General features: G+C 67.0%; 8 protein-coding genes, 1 tRNA gene and 1 pseudogene. 3 read left to right on the top strand and 7 right to left on the bottom strand.

Annotated features, from left to right (window positions below; translation table 11 throughout):
- Positions 1-51 precede the first annotated feature (51 nt).
- From ACYQ2W_RS24535 to ACYQ2W_RS24510, 6 genes and pseudogenes are all read right to left on the bottom strand, one after another.
- Positions 52-564, bottom strand: a complete 513-nt coding sequence (locus tag ACYQ2W_RS24535) for a DUF7931 domain-containing protein (protein ID WP_459873344.1) — start codon at positions 562-564, stop codon at positions 52-54.
- A gap of 268 nt (positions 565-832) precedes the next feature.
- Positions 833-2,200 (bottom strand): adenylosuccinate lyase, encoded by a 1,368-nt coding sequence (gene purB, locus ACYQ2W_RS24530; protein WP_459873346.1) that lies wholly within the window; start codon positions 2,198-2,200, stop codon positions 833-835.
- A 96-nt stretch (positions 2,201-2,296) separates the two neighbouring features.
- Positions 2,297-2,992 (bottom strand): annotated as a pseudogene (gene mnmC2 / locus ACYQ2W_RS24525) (tRNA (5-methylaminomethyl-2-thiouridine)(34)-methyltransferase MnmC2); the annotation flags it as partial.
- Positions 2,993-3,015: 23 nt separating this feature from the next.
- Entirely contained in the window at positions 3,016-3,789 is a 774-nt protein-coding gene (locus tag ACYQ2W_RS24520; protein WP_459873342.1) for an ABC transporter ATP-binding protein, read from the bottom strand.
- 127 nt (positions 3,790-3,916) lie between these two features.
- On the bottom strand, positions 3,917-4,888 hold the full coding sequence (locus ACYQ2W_RS24515) for a FecCD family ABC transporter permease (RefSeq protein WP_459873340.1): 972 nt from the start codon (positions 4,886-4,888) through the stop codon (positions 3,917-3,919).
- A 271-nt stretch (positions 4,889-5,159) separates the two neighbouring features.
- A complete protein-coding gene (locus ACYQ2W_RS24510; RefSeq protein ID WP_459873338.1) occupies positions 5,160-5,816 on the bottom strand; it encodes a histidinol-phosphatase in 657 nt (218 codons plus the stop codon).
- Positions 5,817-5,942: 126 nt separating this feature from the next.
- On the opposite strand from ACYQ2W_RS24510, the gene ACYQ2W_RS24505 reads away from it, so the two are divergent.
- The gene (locus tag ACYQ2W_RS24505) at positions 5,943-6,494 is read left to right on the top strand and encodes an RNA pyrophosphohydrolase (protein WP_459873336.1); all 552 of its coding nucleotides are present in this window, start codon (positions 5,943-5,945) and stop codon (positions 6,492-6,494) included.
- A gap of 131 nt (positions 6,495-6,625) precedes the next feature.
- Positions 6,626-6,713 (top strand) — tRNA-Ser (locus ACYQ2W_RS24500).
- A gap of 155 nt (positions 6,714-6,868) precedes the next feature.
- Here the strand turns inward: ACYQ2W_RS24500 and ACYQ2W_RS24495 are convergent.
- Positions 6,869-7,309 (bottom strand): hypothetical protein, encoded by a 441-nt coding sequence (locus ACYQ2W_RS24495; protein WP_459873333.1) that lies wholly within the window; start codon positions 7,307-7,309, stop codon positions 6,869-6,871.
- Positions 7,310-7,524: 215 nt separating this feature from the next.
- Here ACYQ2W_RS24495 and ACYQ2W_RS24490 point away from each other — a divergent pair.
- A partial coding sequence (locus tag ACYQ2W_RS24490) for a hypothetical protein (RefSeq protein WP_459873331.1) occupies positions 7,525-8,181 on the top strand: 657 nt, incomplete at its 3' end.

The following is an 8,181-nucleotide window of genomic DNA, read 5'->3' as shown; positions in this document are numbered from 1 at the left end:
CCGGACGGGCGTCTCGACGCCCCAAAACAGGAAGTTATTCTTTCGCGGGCCCTAAATCCCGAGGTGGCGCAGCTCGGGGTCGGGGTGGCTCTTCGACCACGCCTCGCTGAACAGCCTCAGCAGCTGGGCCGCCTCGGCCGGGGCGTTGAAGTCAACCTTGCCCTCGAAGAGGTCGGCCTGCCGGCGGTAGAGCAGGCCGCGTTCGTCGGCGATGAGGAAGGTCTCCAGCCGTTCGCCGTAGTCGCCGTGCAGCTTGCGCAGCTCGATGAAGCTGGAGAGGCGGCGGCCCAGTTCGATCAGCCGGTGGCCGTCGAGCACCGCGCGGCGCGAGTCGAGCACCAGCACCTCGACCCGTGCGCGGCGCCCGCCGAGGGCGAGGCGGCGCACCTCGTCGAGGAACTCCGGGCGGTTGTAGAGGTGGGGGTCGAGGTCGCGGGTGAACAGATGGAGCGAGCGGCGCGCTGCGGTCGCCAGTCGGGCCGCGGCCGCGGCGTTCTCCTCCCGCCGCGCCAAACGGAGCGGGCCGCTGTCCTCACCGATGGTGTATTCGTCGAACCTGGCCATCCTCTCGTCCCTCGCCTCCACGTTGGGGGCAGGAAGTGGCTTCGGGCTCCTGCCCTCCCGCCCAATAAACACGTCCCTGTGCAAAAGCGCAGCGAAGCCCTCCGCGATGCCCTTGGATGAAACTGGAAAAGGGCTCCCCCTGGTTTATCGCCGTGCCGCCGGAAAGGTCCGGTGGGTTACGGCGCACGCGAACGCCAGGGTCAGTCCGACACGCCGTTGCCGGTGTGCGCCTGACCCACCCTACGGGCCGCGGGGGCCGGCGGGGTGATCAGACGTTGCGCGCCAGCTCCTCGGCGATGCCGATGTAGTTGGCCGGGGTCATCTCCAGCAGCGCCGCCTTCGCCTCCTCCGGCATGTCGAGCCCCTCGACGAAGCTGCGCAGGCTGTCGCGGTCGATTCCCTTGCCGCGGGTCAGCTCCTTGAGCTTCTCGTAGGGCTTCTCGATGCCGTAGCGGCGCATCACGGTCTGGATCGGCTCGGCCAGCACCTCCCAGGTGTGGTCGAGATCCTCGGCCAGCCGTCTCTCGTTGGCCTCCAGCTTGCCGATCCCCTTCAGTGCCGACTGGTAGGCGATCTGCGAGTGGCCGATGCCGACGCCGAGGTTGCGCAGCACGGTGGAGTCGGTCAGGTCGCGCTGCCAGCGGGAGATGGCCAGCTTCGAGCCGAGGTGGTCGAACAGCGCGTTGGCGATCCCCAGGTTGCCCTCGGCGTTCTCGAAATCGATCGGGTTGACCTTGTGCGGCATGGTCGAGGAGCCCACCTCGCCGGCTACCGTCTTCTGCTTGAAGTAGCCGAGCGAGATGTAGCCCCAGACGTCGCGGGCAAAGTCGATCAGGATGGTGTTGAAGCGGGCCACCGCGTCGAAATACTCGGCGATGTAGTCGTGGGGCTCGATCTGGATGGTGTAGGGGTTCCAGCTGACGCCGAGGGATTCGACGAAGTTCTTCGCGATCTCCTGCCAGTCCAGGTCGGGGTAGGCGGAGAGGTGGGCGTTGTAGTTGCCCACCGCGCCGTTGATCTTGCCCAGGCACTCCACCGCGACCAACTGTGCGCGCTGGCGGCGCAGGCGGTGGACGAAGACCGCCATCTCCTTGCCCACGGTGGTGGGGGAGGCGGGCTGGCCGTGGGTGCGCGAGAGCATGGGTAGCGCGGCGTAGCGGGTGGCCAACCCCTGGATCGCGTCGATCACCTGGTCCATCAGCGGCAGCACCGCCTGGGTGCGCGCCTCACTGAGCATCAGGGCGTGGGAGAGGTTGTTGATGTCCTCGGAGGTGCAGGCGAAGTGGATGAACTCGCCGACCGCCTCCAGCTCGGCGTTACCGGCGATCTTCTCCTTGAGGAAGTACTCCACCGCCTTGACGTCGTGGTTGGTGGTGCGCTCGATGTTCTTGACCCGGCGGGCGTCCTCTTCGCTGAAGTGGTGGACGATGTTGTCGAGCACGTTGTGGGCGTGCTCGGAGAAGGTGGGCACCTCGGCGATGCCGGGGTTGGCGGCCAGGGCTTGCAGCCAGCGCACCTCCACCAGCACCCGGTGGCGGATCAGCCCGTATTCGCTGAAGATCGGCCGCAGGTCGGCGGTCTTGGAGCCGTAGCGGCCGTCGACGGGGGAGATGGCGGTGAGGGTCGAGAGTTCCATGGGTGCTCCGCGGGTCGGTAGTGGGTCAAAAAAACGGAATTCTACACCAAGGTTCGGGGAGGCTGGCTCGGTTGTAGGGTGGTCGAGCGTTCCACGGAGCATCTGCTTCTTGCGCCCGTGCCCCGGCACCTTGGCGACCTGGAAACCCGCGGCCTCCAGGCCGCGGCGGACGAAGCCGGCGACGGTGAAGGTGGCGAGCGTTGCGCCGGGGGCGCTGAGGCGGGCCAGTTGGCGGAACAGCGCCTCGCTCCACATCGCCGGGTTGCTGTGGGGTGCGAAGCCGTCCAGGTACCACGCCTCCACGCCGCCGTCCGGGGCGCGTTGCTGGCCGGCGTAGGCGGCTTCGGCGTCGCCGAACAGCAGGTCCAACCGAATCCGCCCGCCGTCCAGCTCCAACCGGTGCGTTCCGGCGGTGAGCGGTGGCCACCGCTCGCGCAGTTCGGCGGCCAGCGGCTCCAGTTCCGGCCAGCGCCGGTGGGCGCGCGCCAGTTCGTCGCGGGTGAGCGGAAAGCGTTCCACCGAGAGGAAATGGAGGATTGCGCCGTCGTCGGCGTTCTCCCGCCACATCGCCCAGGTGGCGAGGAAGTTGAGCCCGGTGCCGAAGCCGGTCTCGCCGATGACGAAACGCTGTCGTCCCCGCCAGCGCTGCGGCAGGCGGTTGTTGCCGATGAACAGGTAGCGCACCTCGTCGAGGCCGTCATCGGCGGAGAAGTATTTGTCGCCGAAGCGGCTGGAGCGGGGTTCGCCCCGTTCGCTCCAGGTGAGTGCGGCGGATTCGAGGGGGTGGGGCATCGGGGCGGCGGGCGTTGAGCCGCTCAGCCGGCCAGCCACGCCTCGCCGTTCCCGTCGGCGATGCGACGCACCGGGTGGCCGTAGAGGCGGGTGAGGTTCGCTTCGTCGAGCAGCTCGCCCGTGGGGCCGGCGGCGGTCTCGCCCCCTTCGAAGAGCAGCAGCAGGCGGTCGCAGAAACGGGCGGCGAGGTTGGGGTCGTGGAGCACCATCAGCGCCGCCTTGGGTTGGCTGTGGGTAAGCCGGGCGATCAGGCGCAGCAGGCGGATCTGGTGGCGCAGGTCGAGGTGGTTGGCCGGCTCGTCGAGGAGCATCAGCGCCGGGTCCTGGACCAGCAGGGTGGCCAGCCCCAGGCGGCGGCGCTCGCCGCCGGAGAGGGTGGCGACCATGCGCCCCTCGAACCCCTCCAGCTCCACCGCCGCCAGCGCGGCGGCGGCGCGCCGCTGCTCCTCCTCCCCCTCGAACTGCCACGGCTGGAGGTGGGGGTGACGGCCGATCAGGGCGGTCTCCAGCACGGTGGCGGGAAAGGGGTCGCCGTGGTCCTGCAGCAGCAGGCCGAGGCGTCGGGCGATGCGGCGGCGGGGGAGGGCGGCGAGCGGCTCGCCCTCCAGAATGAGCTCGCCGCCATCGGCCTCGAACAGACCGGCGAGGGTGTGCAGCAGCGTGCTCTTGCCCACCCCGTTGCCGCCCAGCACACCCCAGCACTCCCCCGCCCGGATCGCCAGGTCGAGCCCGTCGCAGACCCGCTTGCCGCCGATCGCCACCCGCAGTCCCTTCGTTTCCAGCAGCGGCAACGTCACCGGTGGCGGTCTCGTGTAGAGAAAGATTCGTCCGCAAATGAACGCAAATAAACGCGAATTGAGAAGAGAGCAATTCGAGTGACTTCTTCCCATTTGCGTTTATTTGCGTTCATTTGCGGATAATTCTTCATTTTCCAGGCCCGCCGCGGTTGAGCAGCCAGAGGAACAACGGCACGCCGATGAAGGCGGTGACCACCCCTACCGGCAGTTGGCGCGGGGCCAGGGCGGTGCGGGCCAGGGTGTCGGCGGCGGTGACCAGGGCGCCGCCGGCGAGCGCGGCGGCGGGGGCGAGCAGGCGGTGGTCGCGCACCCCGGCGAGGCGCACCATGTGCGGCACCACCAGGCCGACGAAGCCGACCGAGCCGGCGAGCGTCACCGCCGCGGCGGTGAGCAGCGAGGCGAGCAGGTAGAGGACCACCCGCAGCCTGCCGACTTCGGCGCCGAGCACCCGCGCCTGGAGGCCGCCGTGGGCGAGTAGGTTGAGCGGGCGCCCCAAGGCCGTGGCCACCAACAGGCCGAAGGCGAGCACCCCCAGCGCCGCCCACGGCGAGGGGGCGTGGCTGAGGTCCCCCATCAGCCAGAAGAGCATGCCGCGCAGGCCGCGGTCGGGGCTCACCGCCAGCAGGAAACTGATCAGCGCCCCCCAGCCGGAGGCCACCACCACCCCGGTGAGCAGCAGCCGGGTGGGGGTCCAGCCGTCGCGGCCGCGGGCCAGGGAGAAGACCAGCAGGGTCGAGCCCAGGGCACCTGCGAAGGCGCCGATGCCGATCCAGGCGCCGCCCAGGCCGGCGAGCATGACGGCCAGGGCCGCGGCCGCCGCGCCGCCGGAGATCCCCAGCACGTACGGGTCGGCCAGCGGGTTGCGCAGCAGCACCTGCATCAGCGCCCCGGCCAGCGCCAGCAGGGCGCCGGCGGCGAAGGCGGAGAGCGCCCGCGGCAGGCGCAGCTCGAGGATTACCGCGCGGTCGATGCCGTCGCCGCCGCCGGCGAGCACCGCCAGGGTCTCCCGCCAGCCGGTGGTGACGCTGCCGGCGCTGAGCGCGTAGAGCAGCAACAGCAGGGCGAGGAGCGCGAGGGCGGGGAGGAGCAGGCGGGACATCTATATCGAATGCTTAGGGCCCGCGAAAGAATAACTTCCTGTTTTGGGACGCCGATCCGTCCCCTCCGGCGGCGTTGCGCAAAGGGTTACATACAACGAGTATGCGCCCCTTTGCGCGCCTTGCCGGAGGGGTGTCTCGACGCCCCAAAACAGGAAGTTATTCTTTCGCGGGCCCTTAATGTTGAGTGTTGAATGGCGGAGGTGTGGACGAGCCGTCGCGTAGCGACTCCGCTCATTCGACATCAAGCACTCGGCATTCAACATTGGACGGCTACCCCCGCAGGCTGATCACCGGCCAGCCCCTTCGCTGTGCCTCCGCTGCCAGATAGGCGTCCGGGTCCACCGCCACCGGGTTTTCCACCCGCTCCAGCAGCGGGATGTCGTTGCGCGAATCGCTGTAGAACCAGCTCCCGGCCAGGTTCTCGTCGTGCTCGCCGAGCCAGCGCTCCAGGCGGGTGATCTTGCCTGCCTGGAAGCAGGGGGTGTCAAAGCTGCGGCCGGTGTAGCGACCGTCCACCAGCTCCGCCTCGGTGGCGATCAGGTGTTCGATGCCGAAGGCGGCGGCGATCGGGCCGGTGATGAAGCGGTTGGTGGCGGTGATGATCATCAGCGTGTCCCCGGCGCTACGGTGGCGATCCACCAGCTCCACCGCCTTGGGCAGCATGAGCGGGCGGATCTTCTCCTCCATGAACTCCCGGTGCCAATCGTCGAGCTGTTCGGCGCGGTGGAGCGACAGCGGGTGGAGCTGGAACGCCAGGAACTCGTGGATGTCCAGGGTGCCCGCCTCGTACTGCTCCATGAAGCGCTGGTTGGCGGCGCCGTGGGCCGCGGCGTCCACCAGGCCTCGTTCCACCAGGAAGCGGGCCCACTGGTAGTCGCTGTCGCCGCCGAGCAGGGTGTTGTCGAGATCGAAAATGGCCAGGCTCACGGGGCCTCCTGAGGTGCGTGGAGTGGCGGGAAAAAAGGCGGATGATAGCAGCCTCCGAGTTGCCGCGTGCTGCCCAACGTGTGAGAATCACACGGATATTTCGCCAGTATTTCGTGATGTGACCCCATGATCGACGTGGACGGCTACCGCCCCAACGTAGGCATCATCCTCTGCAACGAGGAGCAGCGCCTGCTGTGGGCCCGCCGTTTCGGCCAGGACGCCTGGCAGTTCCCCCAGGGGGGGATCAACAGCGACGAGACCCCGGAGGAGGCGATGTACCGGGAGCTCAACGAGGAGGTGGGGCTCCACCCCGAGGACGTGGAGATCATGGGCAGCACCCGCGGCTGGCTGCGCTACCAGTTGCCCAAGCGTTTCGTCCGCCGCCACTGCCGCCCGCTGTGCATCGGCCAGAAGCAGGTGTGGTTCCTGCTGCGGATGAAGTGCGACGACGAGCAGGTGCGTCTCGACGGTGGCGATACCCCCGAATTCGACGCTTGGCGCTGGGTGGAGTTCTGGCAGCCGTTGCGCGAGGTGGTCTTCTTCAAGCGCGACGTCTACCGCCGCGCCCTCAACGAACTGGCCCCGCTGCTCTTCCCCAACGGCCCGCCGACCCCACAGCCGCGACTGCACGACGACCGCCGCCGCAACACCGGGCGCCGCCGCTGCCGTACCCGTTAGATCGCTCGCGGCGACACCCCGGTCGGGCGCCGGTTTTCAACACGAAGTTTGCACCCGTCCCCCAACTGGTATATTCTTGCGCACCTCGTTTTTTGGCCGGAAGGGATTTCCACCACGGTCATGGCGGGTCTGGAGAGGTGGCCGAGCGGCTGAAGGCGCACGCCTGGAAAGTGTGTATACGGCAACGTATCGGGGGTTCGAATCCCCCCCTCTCCGCCAGATTCATTTGAATGCCTGAAATACCACCTAACATCTTGAACGGTAAGGTGGTTTCAGGGGTTCGAAAACCTTGATTTCTGACGTAAGCCAATTTCTCGCCGAAGGCGAGCTTCAAGACCGTCCTCTTGTCTTCCAGTCGGTCGGATTCCCAGAGTTTACAGGGGCTTGCAAGAAAGCCCATGGCGGTTCGAAAAGTTTCGTCGAAGCCTCTGACGGGCTCCCGCTCTTCTCGATTTTCTCCCTCTGATTGCGCACCTCTCCGTATCGGTCCGCGGAAACTCCGGAAACGACTCGAAGAAGGTTTTCACTTCGCTTTGTAGTTGGAAGCGCCCGGAGGCGTAGCCTTCCAAACCCTCCTGAAGGATGGAAGCAATCGGCTCATCCCGCACCAGCACCTTCCCCCGATCCTTGGTGCGCTCGTAGCGGTAGCCGCGCGGCGGAATGGGCCGCACCCAATAGCCGTTCATCATCCGCGCCCGCATCCGGTTGACCGTCTGCTCGGCGTTCTTCTGGCGCTGGTGCTGGGAGACACTGGCGAGCAGGTTCTCCACCAGTTGAGAGTCGGAATCCTCGCCGAACTCGATGGAGGACGACATGAGCGATGCGCCCGCGTTGGCGATAGCGGCGCGCAGGTGGAGGAGGGCCTCCAGTCCACAGCCAAGCGGTTTACATCGTCAGTTGAGAACGCGTGGTGACGAAAAAAAATCAGGCAAGCCGATGAGACGGAGCGGAAGGCACATGAGGAGGCTACGCTCGAGCTGTGCCGTATCGGTGCGCTTCCGCCCTCGGGGTGCCCCTAACCACTTTGTTCATGCCCCCTCCCGAACAGGAGACGACAACACCAGTCGAAGCGCGGAACGACGCTGAGCGTCTTCCACAGTTCGGCATTCCGGGATTTGAACGGTTGCCTTCTGAGCGGCGGGAGCTGTACCTCAAAATTCCGGCGTCCCATCTCGATGCAGCCCGCCCCATCATCGAAAGAGAAATCGCCGAACTCAACCACGCGCGTGAAGGGCGGGCAAGTGGTCAAGCCGACCGATCCCAGGCGGACGTTGATGAGCACACGGCAGACCATCGCGAGTCAATGGCAGATTCCGCCATTGCCACCTTCCAGCGTGCCGAACGCGGCGACCCGGATGCGCGGAAGGAGCTGACGGACGCGAAACGCGAACTCCTCGGTGAGGAGGCGACCGACGAGGAGGTTCTGCAAACCGTACTCGAAGACCAGAGCGGCAACCTCTTCGCGGACGACGTGGTGCTGGAGGTGATGTTCAGCGATGAAGAGACAGAGGCATGCCAGCGCGTCCTCGACCTCTTCCAGGAGTTCTACGGCGAGCGGGGTTCCGTGGATTCCGTCATCCAGCCAAAGCAGCAGATCGACCTGTTTTGCGCGCTGACGAAGGGTGTAGGTTCGCTAACGGAGCGGATGTTCTTTGCCCGCAAGGCGTTAACAGTGCTGACGGACAGC

The sequence above is a fragment of the Endothiovibrio diazotrophicus genome, assembly GCF_054657215.1.
Note: the sequence above shows the minus strand (reverse complement) of the source record. Positions and strands in the feature narration are given on the sequence as shown.

Coding starts and splice junctions, on each gene's coding strand:
- ACYQ2W_RS24535 (WP_459873344.1), bottom strand. CDS start 564: ATGGCCAGGTTCGACGAATACACCATCGGTGAGGACAGCGGCCCGCTC.
- ACYQ2W_RS24495 (WP_459873333.1), bottom strand. CDS start 7,309: ATGTCGTCCTCCATCGAGTTCGGCGAGGATTCCGACTCTCAACTGGTG.
- ACYQ2W_RS24505 (WP_459873336.1), top strand. CDS start 5,943: ATGATCGACGTGGACGGCTACCGCCCCAACGTAGGCATCATCCTCTGC.
- purB (WP_459873346.1), bottom strand. CDS start 2,200: ATGGAACTCTCGACCCTCACCGCCATCTCCCCCGTCGACGGCCGCTAC.
- ACYQ2W_RS24515 (WP_459873340.1), bottom strand. CDS start 4,888: ATGTCCCGCCTGCTCCTCCCCGCCCTCGCGCTCCTCGCCCTGCTGTTG.